We start from the raw sequence: 18,268 nt of genomic DNA on the forward strand, positions 1-18,268 counted from the left end.
GATACACTTTATGAAAAATATATCTAAACTTACACTTATACTGCTTAGCCTAAATATCTTCATATTTAGTTCTTGCGGTGATGACTTTCTAGAAGAAGAAATTCGTTCTGACTTTACTCCAGAAACACTTAACGATGAATTGGGGTATCAAGCCCAGCTCGTGGGACTTTATCAAATGCTGAGTACTTTTTATACCCGAAGCGGGCAACAAGGTTGGTTATCTGTATGGCAAGCCGGTACAGATATCGTATGGCCTACAGCACCGCAAGGAGTTGAAGTACCGTATTACAAGTACAATCAATTAACTACAGATGATAGTGCAGCATATCAAAGCTGGGAGCTTTGGTACAATATGGTTGAAAATACAAACAGTATTATCGCCAGCATTGAGGCCAATACTTCAGAAGAACTTTCTCAAGAAGAAAAAGATGCAATTAATGCCGAAGCTCGCTTTTTTAGAGCCTATGCGTATAATAATTTGGCAACGCTTTTTGGTGGAGTTCCTCTTATTACAGAGCCGGTTACTGAAGCTCGTTTTGATTACACCCGGAATTCTCTGGAAGAAATAAATGCTCAGATTGAAACAGATTTGCAATACGCTACCGCAAATCTTGCAGATCCTACAAACGCTCCTCAATTTGAAGCACGCGTGCATAAATATGTAGCGCATCAATTATTTGCAGAATTCTACCTAAGATCTGGACAACCTGATTTGGCTGAAGATCAAGCCGATATTATTATAAATAGCAATGCCTTTCAATTAGTTACAGAACGTTATGGTGTGAAAGCAGGTGAAGAAGGAGATCCTTTTTCTGATATGTTCTTTAAAGGAAATCAGCGCCGTTCTCAAGGCAATACCGAAGCTATTTGGGTCTTAGAAAATGAGAACCCTGCAGACGTGCGTGGTGGTTCAAGTGGTTCTCCTCAACAACGTCGTATTTGGGGTGCTGGCTACCATAACGTAAATGGTATGATCCCGGCAGATTCGTTAGGTGGTAGAGGAATTGCACGTATTCGTCTTAACAACTGGGTCATCTATGATCTATATGATGAAGGAGACATGCGTAACTCTAAACATAACATCCACAAGCGATTTAGATACAATAATCCAGATCCTAATTTTTCTGATATTTATGGCGAACTCGTGCCTTATGAAGGGATTGATACGCTTGCCAGAATTCAACCTTATTCGTTAAAATGGGGGCATTTTGATCCTGCAGATGTATTTGGTTTTGGGATGTGGAAAGATTTCATGATTATGCGTTTAGGTGAAACCTATTTACTAAAGGCTGAAGCGCAAGTGGCTCAGAATAATCCGGGTGGTGCTGCAACTACTATTAATATTTTAAGAACACGCGCAAATGCTCCTCAAGTAACTGCAGGAGAAATGAGCCTTGATTTTATACTCGATGAGCGCGTACGTGAATTGCTCGCTGAGGAAAACCGGAGAATGACCTTAATGCGAACCAAAATGCTCGTAGAGCGTGCTACACGACTTAACATTCAAGATGAGAGTATTCCGTTACCTCAAACAATGCGCATTGAAGGACTGCAAGAATTTCACGAGTTGTTCCCCATACCTCTTCGCGAGATTCAACTTAATAAAGAAGCAGAGTTAACTCAGAATCCTGGTTATACTGGGAGTTAATCATTGGGTTAAAATTTGTTTGTGTGAAGCGCTGTGTAAAAACAGCGCTTTTTTTGTTGATGCTCGTTGAACATAGCAGTTCTTTAATTTACTATCGTTATAGTAGCTTGATCTCAAAAGTTTTAAATATCCTTAACGGAAATATGTCCTGCTTCCGCTTAACTTCAAAGTAAATTCTACAAAACGCTGGGCTTATGTTAGACTATTTTGACTCACAAACCTCAAAATTTTTGCTCATTACCATTCTTGCAGGAATGGTCTTTTTCGGCTTGATTTTCTATTTTCTAAAGAAATTGGGCAAAAGCCCTAAGAATATTCTACCAGTCAATTTCGCCGGAAATATGAGACTTCCGCTTGCGCTATTTATGTTGGCGCTTGTGCTCAAAATCATTAAAACTAACGATCGTATTTTAGAATTTATAGAGGAGAACTTTTTGAGTCATGTAAGTACGTTGCTCTTTATTTTAAGTATCACTTGGATTTTAATCGTTATTCTCAAAGCATTTAAAAGAAATATTCTTTTAAAATATGATATGAGTGCTTCAGACAATGTTCACGCGCGTAAAGTCTATACGCAATTTACCGTACTCGAGCGCGTGCTTATGTTTTTAATCATTCTTTTTGCGGTAAGTATTGCCCTGATGAGTTTTGATAGCATTCGCTCTATAGGAGTGAGTATGTTGACTTCCGCCGGAATCGCAGGGATCATCATTGGTTTTGCTGCACAAAAAGCTCTAGGTACTTTGATGGCTGGGATTCAAATTGCGTTTACGCAGCCTATTCGTTTAGACGATGTGGTTGTTGTTGAAGGAGAATGGGGCCGCATTGAAGAAATTTATCTTACCTATGTGGTCGTTAAGATCTGGGACAAACGCCGTCTGGTACTGCCTACCACCTATTTTATCGAACAACCTTTTCAAAACTGGACACGCAATTCTTCAGATATTTTAGGTACTGTATTTATCTACACAGATTACAACGTGCCTTTTGATGCACTTCGCGAAGAGCTCACCAGAATTCTTAAGAACACTGACTTATGGGATGGTGAAGTTAACGTGCTTCAGGTGACTGATACCAACAACGAAATGGTTGAAACCCGAGCGCTAATGAGCGCCATTGACTCCCCTACTGCCTGGGACCTTCGGGTACACGTAAGAGAAAAGCTGGTGATTTTTATCCAAGAGAATTATCCGCATAGTTTACCACGTACCCGTGTAGAAATGCAATCGCGCAAGGATAACGAAAAAGTTGAAAAAGCAACTAAAGAACCAGACAAGTCCGATTTACTCCGTGATAAATAATTTAAAAGTTAAGGGAAAAGGCAAATTAAATAACTGAACTTTGCACTCCCCTAATTATAAAATTATGAGTAAAACCGAATCTGCAGTAAGCGCAACATACTTCAGCATCATAGGCAATACGGTGCTGGCGATCGCTAAAGCTTTGGCCGGGATCTTTGGCAATTCTTATGCTTTGATCGCTGATGCCATCGAGTCTACCGCAGATATTTTTGCTTCACTTCTGGTACTATTCGGTTTAAAATATGCCGAAAGGCCTGCAGACGACAATCACCCGTACGGTCACGGTAAAATTGAACCGCTCATTACCTTTATGGTCGTTGCTTTCTTGGTGACATCTGCAACGGTGATCGCTTACGAGAGCGTTCAAAATATTTTATTGGTAACGCCTCAAAAACCACCAAAACTCTGGACACTCGTTGTTCTGGCAGTAATCATCGTATGGAAAGAAATCTCCTTTAGAATTGTACTAAAACGCAGCAAGGAAACCAATAGTTCGTCACTTAAAGCTGACGCCTGGCATCACCGTAGCGATGCGATAACATCGGTAATGGCTTTTATAGGAATTTCTGTTGCTTTGATTTTTGGGGAAGGCTTTGAGACTGCTGACGATTGGGCAGCCCTCTTTGCTTCGGGTATTATTCTGTATAACGCCTATCTCATTTTCAGGCCTGCTTTAGGCGAAATTATGGACGAAAATCGCTATGATGATATTATCGAATTGGTACGCATCAAAGCATTAGAAGTTCCCGGAGTTTTAGATACCGAAAAAGCATTCATTCGCAAAGCCGGAATGAGCTACCATCTCGATTTACATGCGATTGTAGATGGTTGTATATCGGTTACTGAAGGTCACGAGATCGCGCACCGATTACAAGACTATCTAAAAGAAGAAATTCCCAACCTCAACTTTATCTTAATACACGTTGAGCCTGGGAATCCCTCAGAAATTTAATTTTAACGACACCTTACAAACCTGCTGCAGCGTCTTGATCTAAAAACCAATGCAGCTCGCCTTGCTTAGGTGCAACTAAACTTGCAGGAAATTGCTTATATCCTTCTTGTTCTTTTAAAATAGCGGTTACTTTTTCATTCTTTCCGGCTCCGGTAACTAAGAAAGCGATCGTTTTGGCATTATTCACGATCTTACCGGTAAAGGTTACACGTTTTTGTCCGGAATCAGGATGCTTTGCTACACGGCAATTTTCGGGCATATCCCATAATTCTATGTTGTAAGGAAAAATAGATACGGTGTGCCCATCATCTCCCATTCCTAGCATCACGATATCAAAATAAGGAATACCGTTAGCCTTTGGTAATTGCTCATCAAGTACTTTTGAATAACGCTCGGCTTCTTCTTCAGGATCGTCTTCTCCTTTGATTCTAAAAATATTCGCTTCAGGAATATCAATTTTAGAAATCAAGTGTTCTACAGTCATTTTGTAGTTACTCTCATCATCAGAAGGCGGCACACAACGCTCGTCTCCCCAATACAAAAACACTTTGGTCCAATCGATATCAGTGCCATATTCTTTGGCTAAATAATCAAAAACGATTTTTGGAGTGCTTCCACCGGAAAGTGCGATATGCACATCTTCTCCCGTGGTACACTTTTCTTTAAAAAATTCAGAAAACTCTTCAGCTACAAACTGCTTCGTTTCTTTAATATGTAAGTCCATTTCTGGAATAATTTTAATTAAAATTTCAGTTTAGATAATACAGAATCCGGTCTCATCGGTAAGCAACTCTCCCGGATTTCTCCAGCCATTGCTGTCTTCGATCAAGTCATCAGAATTCTTTGGGCCCCAAGTTCCTGCAGGATAACCGTAAGTAGGTACATCTTTGTCGTTTGCCCAATATTCTAAAATAGGATCAACAAATGCCCAAGCCGCTTCAACCTCATCAGCACGTGCATAAAGGGTCGTATCACCTTGCATCGCGTCAAGCAATAAACGCTCATACGCGTCCATAATATTTTTATCTGAAAGACTGCTGTAGTAGAAATCCATATTCGCACGTTCTACTTTGAAGCCTTGACCCGGTACCTTTACACCAAACTTGATCAAGATACCTTCATCCGGCTGGATACGAATGACCAGTTTATTGTCTTTGTTATTGATATCCTGCTCTTTAAATACTTGGTGATGCGGTGTTTTAAAGTGAATTACCACTTCTGTAACCTTTGTAGGCATACGCTTAGCGGTACGCACATAAAACGGAACATCCTTCCAGCGCCAGTTATCTACAAAGAATTTGATCGCTGCATAGGTTTCTGTTTTTGATTCAGGATCTACGCCTTCTTCTTCGCGGTATCCTTTTACACGTTTTCCATCAATGCTTGAAGCTACATATTGTCCTTTCATCGTGTGATTGAAAAGTGTCTCACTTTCAGTCATCCTGCGTATAGACTTTAGCGCTTTTACTTTTTCGTTATGGATCTCATCGGCATCAGCACTAATTGGCGGTTCCATTACGATCAAAGAAACAATCTGCAATAAATGGCTCTGAAACATATCGCGTAAGGCTCCAGACTTATCGTAATATCCTCCACGTTTTTCTACACCTACGGTTTCAGCATTGGTTATTTCTACATGATGAATGTAATTACGATTCCAAAGTGGTTCAAAAATAGAGTTGGAAAAACGGGTAACCATAAGGTTTTGTACGGTTTCCTTACCTAAGTAATGGTCAATTCTATAAATCTGTTTTTCTTTAAAATACTTCTGCAAACCGGCGTTAAGCTCTTTTGCAGTTTCCAGACTGTAACCAAAAGGCTTCTCAACGATGATACGTCTAAATCCTTTATCGGTCCCTGAACCTTTTGTTAATCCTTGGTCAGAAAGATTTTTTGAGATGGGTTCAAATAAACTAGGCGGTGTAGAAAGGTAAAAAGAGTAATTCCCCTCAAGGCCGTGTTCATCATTCAACGCAGTGATGCGTTTATTAAGTTTACTGTATTCAGAATCGTAGTCATCACCTAAGTCTGAGTAGAACATCATATCTGCAAACTTCTTGATAAACTCATCATCCTTTTTCTTAAGCTTGTCTTTTAAAAACGGGCTTTCGTAAACGACACGCTTTCTAAATTCCTCATCACTCAAATCACTCCTACTCGCTCCTAGAACTGCAAAATTTTCAGGGAAATGTCCTCCCTCATATAAATTGTACAAAGCAGGAATAAGTTTACGGGCAGTTAAATCTCCAGAAGCTCCAAAAATGACCAGGAGCTGATTAGATGTTTTATTCATAAGAATAATTATTTTTCAATTTTTTGATCTGTTAGGTGGTTATTTGCAATTATAACATGAGTTTATAAGATAAAGGGGTAAAAAGTCAATGTTATCATTTAATTTTGGCTATAACCAATACAAAAATAAGGCATCTTAACGGCACACAAGAGGCTTTATAAAAACATTATCGTGTCAAATTAAAAAGAACAATAATTCATTATTATGGAGCATAAAAATTATGATTTTGGACTGGTAGGTCTTGGCGTAATGGGACGTAATTTTATTTTAAACGTCGCAGATAACGATTTTAAGGCTTTCGGTTACGATTTAGATCAGGAAAAAGTAGACGCCTTAAAAGAAGAAGGTGGAGACTTGAACAAGGTTGATGCTTCTACAGAAATAGAAACTTTTGTAGATGCGCTTGCCGCTCCTCGCAAAATCATGTTGCTTGTACCTGCAGGTAAAATTGTAGATCAGGTTATAGAAACACTCTTACCACACCTCGATCAAGGAGATATTATTATAGACGGAGGTAACTCTTTCTTCACAGATACCGATCGTCGTGAGGCTTATTTAAAAGAAAAAGGGATTAACTTTTTTGGAGCCGGCGTTAGCGGTGGTGCCGAAGGCGCACGTAAAGGGCCAAGCATTATGCCTGGTGGTAATGCAGAAGCTTACACGCATATTAAACCAATTTTTGAAGCGGTTTCAGCTAAATTTAACGGTGAGCCTTGTGTGGCGCACTTAGGCCCTAAATCTGCCGGAAACTATGTAAAAATGGTTCACAACGGTATTGAATATGGGTTAATGCAGTTAACCTCAGAGATTTACGACTTACTAAAAAAATCGGTTGGTCTTGATAATGATGAATTGCATCAGGTTTATGACCTTTGGAATAAAGGACGTCTTCAATCTTTTTTAGTTGAAATTACTGCGGAAATCTTCAAGCAAGAAGACGATCTTGGTGACGGAAGATTAGTAGATATGATCCTCGACAAAGCCAAGCAAAAAGGTACCGGTAAATGGACCTCACAAAATGCGATGGACTTAGGAATTCCCGTTCCTACAATTGATGTTGCAGTGAGTATGCGTGAGATTTCAGCGTTAAAAGAAGAGCGTATCGTTGCAGATAAATTGTACAGCCGTCCGGAGCCTAAAGCTATTGATAAAGACAAAATGATAGCCATGGCAGAAGAGTCTTTATATTTCTCTTTTATCATTGCTTATGCACAAGGTTTACATCAGCTGGCAGACGCTTCTAAAGAATATGAGTATGATCTTGACATGTCAGTTATCGCTAAGATTTGGAGAGCAGGTTGTATCATTCGCGCGGGATTATTAGAAGACATTTCAGAAGCTTATACCACAGATAAAGAATTGCCTAATTTACTATTAGCTCCTTCATTTGTAGAAAAAGTACAAGGTACTTTGGAGTCTGTTCGTGAGACGGTAGCTTATGCCGCGCAAAGCGGAATTCCTGTTCCCGGTTTATCAAGTGCTTTAAATTACTTTGAAGCCTATACTTCAAGCCGACTTCCATTAAATGTTATTCAGGCACAACGCGATAACTTTGGTTCACATACATACGAGCGTATCGACCGTTCAGGTATTTTCCATACAGAATGGGGAAAGTAATCAAAGGGTAAAAAAACCTTTAGCGACGCCAATAAATTTGAAAAGAGCCTTTAACGAGGCTCTTTTTTTATTCCTATTTTTAAAGCATCACAATACCCTATTTATGAAAAGAGCTTTACTTCCTCTACTTATTTTGATGTTACTTCTTAATTCCTGCGGAAATCCTCCTCCGCAATTTGATGTTGCCATTCATAACGTGAATATTATAAATCTGGATAACGGCGAAATTGCACAAGATCAATCGGTGTTTATAGCTGGCGATACAATTCACTCCATTGTGAACAGTCGGGATTTGATGACCAGTGCAGCTCAACAACAAATTGACGGAAGCGGTAAATACATAATGACCGGTCTTTGGGACAATCACGTGCACTTTAGAGGTGGTACAGATTTAATTGAAGAAAATAAAGACTTACTCAAACTATTCATCGCAAACGGGATCACCACCGTACGTGATGCCGGCGGCGACTTGACTACAGCGGTTCAAGAATGGCAAGAGCAAATTGCAGCCAACACGCTCGTGGGACCAACCATCTATACCAGCGGACCAAAAATTGACGGTCCCGGTGCGACTTGGGCAGGTTCGCTTGAAGTAGAAACTGATGAAGACATTCAGCAGGCGCTAGATAGTCTGCAGGAATTGAACGTAGATTTTGTCAAGATCTATGACAGTAAGATTTCCGGAGAAAATTATTTAAAAGTGATTTCAGAAGCTGAAAAACGCAAGATGATCACAAGCGGTCATATGCCTTACTCGGTGACGCTTGATGAAACTACAAGTGCAGGAATCGATGCAATTGAACATTTGTATTACGTTTTAAAAGGTTGTTCTTCTGATGAACTTGCCATCACCGAAGCGGTAAAGAATAACGAAGCCGGCTTTTGGACCTCACTGGATCGTGTGATGCAAACCTATTCAGATTCGGTTGCGACACAAGCTTTTAATAAACTGAAAGAACGCAATGTTTTTGTGGTACCTACGCTTCATATTGGTCACACGCTGAGCTATCTCGACGAAGTAGATCATACGCAAGATGACTATTTAAAATTTATAGGCAACGGAATTCAAAAAACCTATGCAGGTCGCATTAACAGTGCAAAAAATGCATCACCCGAGTTTGTGATTATGCGTAAGAACTTAGATTCAGCATTTGTAAAGCTAGCGGGTACTTTAGCTGAAAACGGAGTGGGATTACTTGCCGGTTCAGACAGTGGCGCATTCAATTCCTACACCTATCCCGGGATTTCATTACATAAAGAATTGCAAGCATTGGTTAAAGCAGGATTATCTCCGCTTGAAGCTTTACAGACTTCATCTCAAAACGGAGCCATTTTTCTCAAAAAAGAACTGCCTCAAATCATTGCAGGAGCACACGCAGATTTGCTTTTACTTAATTCAAATCCTTTGAAAGGCATTCAGAATACGCAGGATATTTTTATGGTGGTAAAGAATGGAAAAACTTTTGAAAGTAATCAACTATCAGAACTGCTAAATTCTACGGTTAAAAATTAGGAATCCTTCAATTATTAGATCAAAAACTTCTAAGGACTCAATTTTAAATGCGGTAAAAGGATTTATGGTTGCATTTTACTAAAACAATAAACCTTATCCTTAAATTTAAGCATTACGAATAATCAATCCTCTATGAATTTAAAAACTACCCTTAGCACACTTGCGCTTCTCGTGTGTTTCACTTCTACCACAATTGCACAACAAGTAAAAGCGCCTGTAGATACCACCATTACCTCAACACACAGCGTGACCATCAAAGGACAAAACATTCCGTATAAAGCGGAGCTTGGTTTTCAACCGGTTTGGGATAATTCAGGTAATCCTGTAGCAACACTTAATTATACCTATTATACAAGAACCGATGTAAAAGACAATCAAACCCGCCCGTTACTCATCAGTTTTAATGGTGGTCCCGGTTCAGCTTCGGTTTGGATGCATATTGCATATACCGGTCCGCGTATTTTAAAAATCACCGACGAAGGTTTCCCGGTTCAACCGTATGGAATTAAAGACAATCCAAATTCAGTTTTAGATGTGGCGGATATCGTTTATGTAAATCCGGTAAATACCGGATACAGCAGAATGGTTCCCAATGCGCAAGGCGAAATGCCCAAACGCGATCAATTTTTTGGCGTCAATGCAGATATCTCCTATCTCGCAGATTGGGTGAATACTTTTGTAACCCGTCACAACCGCTGGCGTTCTCCCAAATTTATCATTGGCGAAAGCTACGGCACTACTCGTGTTTCAGGCTTAGCAAAAGCTTTACAACAAGGTAACTGGATGTATTTAAACGGGGTGATTTTGGTATCCCCTACCGAAATTGGCTTTGACTTTGCCGGTCCTGTAGAGATCGCTAACCGTCTGCCCTATTTTGCAGCAGCTGCTTGGTATCACGATGCTTTACCTCCGGCGCTTCAAAATAAAGATCTAACAGAAATGCTTCCGGAAGTTGAAAAATATGCTGTTGAAGAATTACTTCCGGTTTTAGCAAAAGGAGGTTATGCTTCCGAAGCCGAAAAACAACAAGCCATTGAGAAAACTGCCTATTACTCGGGACTTTCAGAAAAAACAGTGAGCCAAAATAACTTGGCTGTTCCTTTTAATTATTTCTGGAAAGACTTGCTACGTGATAAAGAAGGATACACCATAGGTCGTCTCGATTCGCGTTACAAAGGTTTAGACATTGCAGATGCTGGAGATCGCCCTGATTACAACAGCGAGTTAACGTCTTGGTTGCACAGTTTTACACCGGCAATCAACTATTATATGTCTGAAGAGTTAGGCTTTAAGACTGATCTTACCTATGATATGTTTGGAAACGTGCATCCTTGGGATCGCTCTAATAACCACACTGGTGCAGACCTAAGAGACGCAATGGGAATGAACGCTAACTTGCACCTTATGGTTCAGTCTGGTTATTATGACGGGGCGTGTACCTATTTTAATGCGAAATATATCATGAGCCAGATCAACATCAACGGTAAATTTACAGACCGAATGGACTTTAAAGGATACCGTAGCGGACATATGATGTACCTGCGTGCTGAAGATTTAAAAACTGCCAATCAAGATCTCCGTGATTTTATTGAGAAAGCCAGTGAAGGTATTGATCAAGGAGCGATGTATAAATAATTGCAGATCATATTTCGCTTAGCGATAATTTAAGAATCAATTAATAAGACCCATAAACAAGGCACGTGTTTATGGGTTATTTTTGTAAATATGGATTTAACACAAGTAAAACTCGTCGTTTCTGATATGGACGGCACCCTTCTAAACGACGAAGGAAAAGTAAGCCCAAAATTTTTCGACCTTTTTAAACAGCTGCAAAAGCACGATGTGCAATTTATCGCGGCCAGCGGTCGTCAATATTACAGTATCATTCACAAGCTTGAGGCGATAAAAGATGAGATCATTGTAGTTGCTGAAAATGGCGGAATCACAATTAAGAAAACTGAAGTTTTAGATACCTGTACCGTAGATACCGAAACCGTGCATAATCTTATCAAGCAAATGCGTGAGATCGAAGATGCGCACATTGTTTTATGCGGAAAAGAGCAAGCCTATGTTGAATCTGATCACGAACCCTTTATTGAAATTTTTCAGGAATATTATACCAAATTCAAGCGTGTTCCTGACCTAACCGAAATTAGCGACGATCATTTCTTTAAAATTGCTGTATATAGTTTTGGAGGTTCTGAAGAAACCACCTATCCTATTGCTAAAGCTTTAGAAAATGAGGTAAAAGTAAAAGTAAGTGGTGAGTACTGGCTAGACATCAGTCACCTGGATACCGATAAAGGCCGCGCGCTTAAAATTCTTCAAGACCAATTGAATATCTCTAAAGCTGAAACAATGGTGTTTGGAGATTACAATAACGACCTAGAAATGATCGAGCAGGCAGCATACAGTTTTGCGATGCAAAATGCACATCCTAATGTTACCAAAGCTGCAAATTACACTACAAAAAGTAACAATGAAGGTGGCGTAGAGCACATTCTTGAGCAACTCATAGCTGCTAAAGAAGCATTACTCACCAAATAGCGTAAGTACAACTTTGCGGGCACCGCCGTGATTGCGGTGTTCGCAAAGATAAATACCTTGCCAGGTTCCCAGATTTAACCTTCCGTTGGTGACGGGAATAGTTACTGAAGCACCCATCAGCGATGCTTTTATGTGCGCAGGCATATCATCGGGTCCTTCATAGGTATGAATATAATAAGGTGCATTTTCAGGAACCATTTTATTCATATGACTTTCAAAATCCTGACGCACCGTAGGGTCTGCATTTTCATTGATCGTTAAACTCGCCGAAGTATGTTTTATAAATACTTGTAATTGACCCACTTTTATGTTTCCCAGTGCTTCTAAATTCTGCTCTATCTCTTGCGTAATTAAATGAAAACCACGGCTCTTCGCCTGCAAACGTATTTCTTTCTGATAAAATCGCATCCCTATCCCTTTTAATGAACGTACAAATTTATAAAACGCAAAGCGTTCCTGAGGCTACTAAGTGCATAAGAAGAAGCTTTCGAGTTACGATTTTCGCTCGTATCTTCGTAGTCCACTAAATTATCAATAATGGCAGCGATTCAAAAAATCACAAGATTACATGCACAATGGGACACACAGGATCCTTTTTTATTCTGTGCTTTTCACAATGACAAATACCCTAAAGGAAACGGAAACCTAGGACCGGCAACTTCATTAGCAGGTCGCAACCTGGGACAAGATTTTGTTCAGAAAGACGGTTGGGCTATGTATCATGGCTCAAAAGTACCGGGATTTCCAGGGCATCCTCATGTGGGTTTTGAAACAGTAACCATTGCTGAAGAAGGTTTCGTTGATCATTCAGATTCTCTTGGAGCTGCCGGTAGATTTGGTCAAGGCGATGTGCAGTGGATGACCGCAGGGAAAGGTGTTCAGCACAGCGAAATGTTTCCACTTATAAATACTGAAGAAGAAAATCCGCTTTTACTTTTTCAAATTTGGTTAAATCTTCCTGCAGCCAGTAAAAATGTAGCGCCTTATTTCGGAATGATGTGGCATGAAGATATTCCGATCATCGAAGAAAAGGATGATGAAGGTCATGCTTTCAGCATCAAACTTATCGCAGGAACTTATCAAGATCAAAATGCCTTGCAACCCGCTCCCGATTCTTGGGCTTCAAATCCCGAAAACGGTATCAATATCTGGTTGATAAGCTTAGATGCTCAAACAGAATTCAAGCTTCCAAAAGGTGTTGATGGTGCCAATAGATCTGTTTACTTTTATGAAGGGGAAACCTTGCACGCTGAAGGATTTGACATTCCTGTAATGCACCAAATTAAAGCAGATCCTATTCAAGAACTCACGCTTAAGAATGGTGAACAACCGGCGAAACTTTTATTACTTGAAGGAAAACCAATGAATGAGCCGGTGGTACAACACGGCCCTTTTGTGGGGAATTCTAGAAAAGATATCGAGACTGCATTTATGAATTTTCAACAGACTCAATTTGGTGGCTGGCCGTGGCCGACTTCAGAACATACCCACGATCCCGATGCAAAACGTTTTGCACTTTATCCTGATGGTAAAAAAGTAGTACGCTAACTAAGTATTTTTCAATTTTAAACTCTTGATTTCTAGTAAGCAGTTCAAGAATTTTTAATCGAGAAAAACACATCTAATTCTACCGACTTAACATTTTTTACTAATAAAAATGAAAAAATTCTACATTTTATCGATGTAATGTGTAATTTATCGACTATACTTGTATTAAATTTATACTAACCCAACTCCTATGCATAAAACTATTACGTTTTTAGGGAAAATGCTATGCGCATTTTTCCTTTTATTTAATGCAGGAATATCGTCTAAAACTTACGGCCAATGTGCCGGTGAAGATGCATCTATTACTTCCTGCGACAAAGAATCTAATCAATTTATCGACCTTTTTGCAGCATTAGGCGGAAGCCCGGTTGCTGGAGGGGTATGGTCTGACGATGAAAACAGTGGCGGTCTCAATACAGCCACCGGCGAACTCAACACTTGGTTAATTAACAGCGGAGGCACCTTTTCATATACCTATACAGTAGAAGGAGAAAGCGGTTGTTCTAATAACCAATCGACAATAACTGTAACTCTTGCCGGTTATGCCGGAAGAGATAATTTTAATGCGGTTGCTTGTGAGGATGAAACAAATGTTAATCTATTTCAGTTTGTAGGTAGTAACCCCAACCCTACGCTTTTTGGAACCTGGGCAATTACAAGTGGTCCTAGTGATGCTTTAAATGGACCTCGTTTCAACGCGCAACAAGCAGGCCCGGGAAGTTATACATTCACCTATACTGTAGATGCCCAAGGAAGCTGCCCCTCTACAATGAGTACTGTAGTCATGCAAGTGGTAGAAGCTCCAGAATCAGGTACTGTTGACCCTGCTGTGAATACTTCATTTTGTGAAACCGATGACTTAAGCGGAGAAACCAACTTCGATCTAAGAGATGTTCTTATAGGTGAAGACACTAATGGAGTTTGGACAGAAACTACCACCAATGAAATCTCAGATTTTAACGATAGTGTTATTAATATTCAAAGTATCAGAGACAATTTTGGTCCCGGTATTTATAATTTCACATACACCGTACAACCTACAAACCCACTTTGTGATCTTAGCCAGACTACGGTAAGTATCGAGATCGAGGAAGTGGTAGACTTTACTAATGCCGGTTTGGAACTTACTTTTCCTGCGGAAGAAGAGGATGTTATTTGTGAAGACACCTTACCTATTAACTCAACGGCAACTATTACCGGAGATAGCGCAGATATTCCTGACGGAGATTACGAACTTACCTATCAAGTGAGTCCAAGCCCAAATACCGGGATGGAAACCATCACAATTACTATGAGTAACGGTGTTGGTAGTTTTGCTGTAAACCCTAATTTTTTCACCGCTGCTGGAGTAGCTGAGGTTCGTGTAATTTCAATTATAGACCCAAGCACTCAAAACACTTGTGAAGTGCTTCTCGGCGATCTAAGTGACACCTTAACTATTGTTGCCTTACCAGACCTTACCGATACACAAATTAGTGTGGATCAACCCCTATGTCTGGACGAAAATGGCAGACTAACACTATCTGATGCAGGGACGACTGCTGAAGTTGAATTGATGGATGGGGAATATGCATTCACCTATACGTTAGAAAGTTCAACTACTTCTCAAGAATACACACAAACAGCTACTGTTCTCAACGGAGAAGCAACTATTACCTTAGCTGCAAACGCACTTCCTAATGCTGACGACTATACGGTAACGCTTTCTTCGGTTCAAAACAGCACCAGCTGTACGACTCCTGTTGATTTGAGCACTACGTTTACAGTATTACCTAAACCTGATGCTGAAACAATTACGGTAAGCATCAACGATACTTGTGAGGATGATGTGGTTACAGTTAACATTACAGACACTGCAGAAACTCCAAATTTAGTAGACGGAACCTACGATTTCACTTATGAAATTTCAGGAGCTATTACAGTTACCGATCAGATTGCAAGCTCAGTTAGTATCACTGACGGAAGCGGAAGTTTTGATCTTCCACAGGGAATTTTAGCTAACGGAAGCTCTACCCTGACGCTGACTTCGGTTTCTAATTCAACCAGTACTTGTGAGGCAGACAATCTTACGATGCCGGCTGCATCTTTCAATATTGTACCAACGCCAGATGCTACAAATGCGGTATTGGCTGTTGCAGATACCTGTGAAGATGGTGGAGCGAGCGTTACGTTTACCGCAGATGCTAGCTTGATCCTTGACGGAGATTATACGCTGACTTATACCTTGAGCGGTGCAAACACTACAGAAGCTACAACAACAACTGTTACCTTTACATCAGGAAGCGCTTCGTTTGATCTAACTGCCGAGCAACTTGCTGAAGCGGGTACGACCACAGTAACCGTAACCAGCCTTGCGACAGCTGCTCAGAGTTGTGAAGCGACCGGTCTGCCGCTTGCTACAGATTTTGAAGTATTGCCGCTGCCTGCGCTTGAAAACACTACACTTGCAGTCGCTTCTGTATGTTTTGGAGAAAACACATCACTCGAATTTTCAGGTTCTGATCTTCCTGACGGAAGCTATGAGATCACCTACGAATTGTCTGAAGCTAACACCTTTACCGAAACGGTAAGCACTACATTCACTGGCGGTGAAGCTTCTATAGTTCTTGACGCGGCTAACTTAACCGCTACAGGTTCTACGACGGTCACAGTAACTTCGATCACTAATGAAAGCACTACCTGTGTAAGCACTGTAGCTACAAGCACCACATTTGACGTTAATCCTATTCCTGATGCCGAAACGGTAAGCGTTAGCATCAACGATACTTGTGAGGATGATGTGGTTTCGGTTAACATTACAGATACTGCGGAAACTCCAAATTTAGTAGACGGAAGCTACGATTTCACTTATGACATTTCAGGAGCTATTACAGTTACCGATCAGATTGCAAGCTCAGTTATTATCACTAACGGAAGCGGAAGTTTTGATCTTCCACAGGATATTTTAGCTAACGGTAGCTCTACCTTGACGCTGACTTCGGTTTCAAATTCAACCAGTACTTGTGAAGCAGACAATCTTACGATGCCGGCTGCATCTTTCAATATTGTACCAACGCCAGATGCTACAAACGCGGTATTGGCTGTTGCAGATACCTGTGAAGATGGTGGAGCGAGCGTTACCTTTACAGCAGATGCGAGCTTGATTCTTGACGGAGATTACACGCTGACATATACCTTGAGCGGTGCAAACACTACTGAAGCTACAACAACTACTGTTACCTTTACTTCAGGAAGCTCTTCGTTTGATCTAACTGCCGAGCAACTTGCTGAAGCGGGTACGACCACAGTAACCGTAACCAGCCTTGCGACAGCTGCTCAGAGTTGTGAAGCGACCGGTCTGCCGCTTGCTACAGATTTTGAAGTATTGCCGCTACCTACGCTTGAAAACACAACACTGGCAGTCGCTTCTGTATGTTTTGGAGAAAACACAGCGCTAGAATTTTCAGGATCTGATCTTCCTGACGGAAGCTATGAGATCACCTATGAATTGTCAGACGCTAACACCTTTACCGAAACGGTAAGCACTATATTCACTGGCGGTGAAGCTTCTATAGTTCTTGATGCGGCTAACTTAACCGCTACAGGTTCTACGACGGTCACAGTAACTTCGATCACTAATGAAAGCACTGCCTGTGTAAGCACTGTAGCTACAAACACCACTTTTGACGTGAATCCTATTCCAGAACTTGCCACTGGAGACTTGATTGCTTCAGATATTTGTTTAGCTGAAAGCGGGTTTGTAACCGTGGATGCAGGAAGTTCATTAGCTGACGGCGATTATACTATCGAGTACAACCTTTCAGGAGCGAATACCACAACAGGTCTTACAGAAACAGTTGCGATCGCTAATGGTTCTGGTACATTTATTATTCCTTCAACTGCTCTTACAGCAACCGGAAGTACCACAATTACGGCTACTTTAATCAGCAGCACTTTTGGATGTAGTTCTGTGCCCGCATCAGTAGAGGACACTTTTGAAGTATTACCATTACCCGATGCTCAAGGTGCTGTAGTTTCAGCTTCTGATGTTTGCTTTGGTGAAGAAGTGAATGTTACGCTTTCAGGAGCAACAGCTTTGAATGACGGAGATTATATCGTTTCTTATCAAATTACCGGAGCTACAACTTCTGAAATTTTGAGCGAAACCATTACGGTTACCGGTGGCGCAACTACAATCACACTTGACCCTGCTACATTTACTGCAGGTGGCGCGACTACATTCAGTTTATTAGATCTCCAAAATAGTCTTACAAGTTGTAGTGCAATAAACTTAGGAACGGCCTTCACCCAATTTACTGTTGAAGATCCTGCTGTACCTACGATTTCGAGCACCGGAGCGATTTTCTGTATTAATGATGATCCTACCGTTGCTGATCTTGAAGCGAATGTGAGCTCTTCTTTTGCTATCATCACTTATGATGCGGCTTCAGGAGGTTCAGTAATAAGTCCGTCTACTTTATTACAGGCAAACACGACCTATTATATCGCTGCTCAAAATACAGCAACAGGTTGTGAGGGATCGCAACGCCTTGCTGTAACAATTGATCTTAGCGGTTGCGATTCTGTTTTCATTCCTGATGGATTTTCGCCTAACGGAGATGGAATTAACGACGTTTTTGAAATGAAGAATATGGATATTGTTTATCCCAACTACACCATAGAAATTTTTAACCGAAACGGAGCGGTTGTCTTTAAAGGCGATGCTGCTACAGGCTTCTGGAATGGTCAATCAAACCAAAGTCGATTAGGTGGTAACACACTTCCTAACGGAGTTTATTTCTACATAATTAATTACAACAATGGGCAAACAAATCCAAAACAAGGTAAAGTTTACCTCAACCGATAAAAG

General features: G+C 40.6%; 12 protein-coding genes. 9 read left to right on the plus strand and 3 right to left on the minus strand.

Annotated elements, in window-relative coordinates; translation table 11 throughout:
- The first annotated feature begins 10 nt into the window (after window positions 1–10).
- The 3 genes from WA338_RS08420 to WA338_RS08430 all read left to right on the plus strand — a co-directional run bounded on the left by WA338_RS08420 (window position 11) and on the right by WA338_RS08430 (window position 3,901).
- Window positions 11–1,648: a RagB/SusD family nutrient uptake outer membrane protein gene (locus tag WA338_RS08420; RefSeq protein ID WP_072982872.1), complete on the plus strand. Its 1,638-nt coding sequence runs from the start codon at window positions 11–13 to the stop codon at window positions 1,646–1,648.
- A gap of 194 nt (window positions 1,649–1,842) precedes the next feature.
- The gene (locus WA338_RS08425; protein ID WP_272985310.1) at window positions 1,843–2,949 is read left to right on the plus strand and encodes a mechanosensitive ion channel family protein; all 1,107 of its coding nucleotides are present in this window, start codon (window positions 1,843–1,845) and stop codon (window positions 2,947–2,949) included.
- 64 nt (window positions 2,950–3,013) lie between these two features.
- Window positions 3,014–3,901, plus strand: coding sequence for a cation diffusion facilitator family transporter (locus tag WA338_RS08430; protein WP_336092983.1), 888 nt, complete (start codon window positions 3,014–3,016; stop codon window positions 3,899–3,901).
- A 13-nt stretch (window positions 3,902–3,914) separates the two neighbouring features.
- Here WA338_RS08430 and pgl read toward each other — a convergent pair whose 3' ends face one another.
- Together pgl and zwf are read right to left on the minus strand one after the other, a co-directional pair.
- Window positions 3,915–4,625, minus strand: coding sequence for a 6-phosphogluconolactonase (gene pgl / locus WA338_RS08435; protein ID WP_336092985.1), 711 nt, complete (start codon window positions 4,623–4,625; stop codon window positions 3,915–3,917).
- A 30-nt stretch (window positions 4,626–4,655) separates the two neighbouring features.
- Window positions 4,656–6,194 carry a glucose-6-phosphate dehydrogenase gene (zwf, locus tag WA338_RS08440; RefSeq protein ID WP_009779917.1) on the minus strand — a complete coding sequence of 513 codons (1,539 nt, stop codon included), beginning with the start codon at window positions 6,192–6,194 and terminating at the stop codon, window positions 4,656–4,658.
- Between the two features lie 204 nt (window positions 6,195–6,398).
- On the opposite strand from zwf, the gene gndA reads away from it, so the two are divergent.
- From gndA to WA338_RS08460, 4 genes are all read left to right on the plus strand, one after another.
- On the plus strand, window positions 6,399–7,811 hold the full coding sequence (gndA, locus tag WA338_RS08445; RefSeq protein WP_336092988.1) for an NADP-dependent phosphogluconate dehydrogenase: 1,413 nt from the start codon (window positions 6,399–6,401) through the stop codon (window positions 7,809–7,811).
- 103 nt (window positions 7,812–7,914) lie between these two features.
- Entirely contained in the window at window positions 7,915–9,324 is a 1,410-nt protein-coding gene (locus tag WA338_RS08450; RefSeq protein WP_336092991.1) for an amidohydrolase family protein, read from the plus strand.
- Window positions 9,325–9,456: 132 nt separating this feature from the next.
- The gene (locus WA338_RS08455; RefSeq protein WP_336092994.1) at window positions 9,457–10,959 is read left to right on the plus strand and encodes a S10 family peptidase; all 1,503 of its coding nucleotides are present in this window, start codon (window positions 9,457–9,459) and stop codon (window positions 10,957–10,959) included.
- 90 nt (window positions 10,960–11,049) lie between these two features.
- On the plus strand, window positions 11,050–11,871 hold the full coding sequence (locus WA338_RS08460; RefSeq protein WP_336092996.1) for an HAD family hydrolase: 822 nt from the start codon (window positions 11,050–11,052) through the stop codon (window positions 11,869–11,871).
- On the opposite strand, the gene WA338_RS08465 is transcribed toward WA338_RS08460, so the two are convergent.
- Entirely contained in the window at window positions 11,857–12,279 is a 423-nt protein-coding gene (locus WA338_RS08465) for a secondary thiamine-phosphate synthase enzyme YjbQ (RefSeq protein ID WP_336092998.1), read from the minus strand. The genes WA338_RS08460 and WA338_RS08465 overlap by 15 nt on opposite strands.
- A gap of 129 nt (window positions 12,280–12,408) precedes the next feature.
- Between WA338_RS08465 and WA338_RS08470 the strand changes: the two genes are divergently transcribed.
- Both WA338_RS08470 and WA338_RS08475 read left to right on the plus strand, forming a co-directional pair.
- Window positions 12,409–13,419, plus strand: a complete 1,011-nt coding sequence (locus WA338_RS08470) for a pirin family protein (protein WP_336093000.1) — start codon at window positions 12,409–12,411, stop codon at window positions 13,417–13,419.
- A gap of 190 nt (window positions 13,420–13,609) precedes the next feature.
- Window positions 13,610–18,265 (plus strand): gliding motility-associated C-terminal domain-containing protein, encoded by a 4,656-nt coding sequence (locus tag WA338_RS08475; protein WP_336093002.1) that lies wholly within the window; start codon window positions 13,610–13,612, stop codon window positions 18,263–18,265.
- Window positions 18,266–18,268: the final 3 nt, after the last annotated feature.

It is taken from the genome of Leeuwenhoekiella sp. CH_XMU1409-2 (assembly GCF_037029365.1).
GTDB classification, from domain to species: Bacteria; Bacteroidota; Bacteroidia; order Flavobacteriales; family Flavobacteriaceae; genus Leeuwenhoekiella; species Leeuwenhoekiella blandensis.